Below are 600 nucleotides of genomic sequence, written 5' to 3'. Positions count from 1 at the left end.
TGCCTCCGAGCTGCTGCCATCGAGCGTAACGGTGGCGGCGGCGGCGACCTCCTGATCCGGACCCGCCGCTGCGGTGGGTGCGGTATTGGCCGGGGCGGTGACGGTCACGGTGACGCTGTCGGCGGTTGAGGGATCGATCCCGTCATTGACCACCAGATCAAAGGTCAGCACCAGATCGGCGGCGCCCACGGCAAGGCTCGGGGCGGTAAAGCTGGGGCTGGCGCTGGTGTCCCCGGTGAGGGTGACAGCGGTGCCGCTGGTCTGGGTCCAGGCAAAGCTCAGGGTCTGTCCGGCATCATTTGCCTCCGAGCTGCTGCCATCGAGCGTGACGGTGGCGGCGGCGGCGACCTCCTGATCCGGGCCCGCCGCTGCGGTGGGTGCGGTATTGGCCGGGGCGGTGACGGTCACGGTGACGCTGTCGGCGGTTGAGGGATCGATCCCGTCATTGACCACCAGATCAAAGGTCAGCACCAGATCGGCGGCGCCCACGGCAAGGCTCGGGGCGGTAAAGCTGGGGCTGGCGCTGGTGTCCCCGGTGAGGGTGACAGCGGTGCCGCTGGTCTGGGTCCAGGCAAAGCTCAGGGTCTGTCCGGCATCATT

General features: G+C 68.7%; 1 pseudogene. It reads right to left on the bottom strand.

The features are described 5' to 3' along the window. Nucleotides 1-600 (bottom strand): annotated as a pseudogene (locus SJY36_RS00005) (peptidase M36); the annotation flags it as partial.

Origin of the sequence: Sulfitobacter sp. R86518 (assembly GCF_042466275.1) — a bacterium.
GTDB classification, from domain to species: domain Bacteria; phylum Pseudomonadota; class Alphaproteobacteria; order Rhodobacterales; family Rhodobacteraceae; genus Sulfitobacter; species Sulfitobacter pontiacus.
Note: the sequence above shows the minus strand (reverse complement) of the source record. Positions and strands in the feature narration are given on the sequence as shown.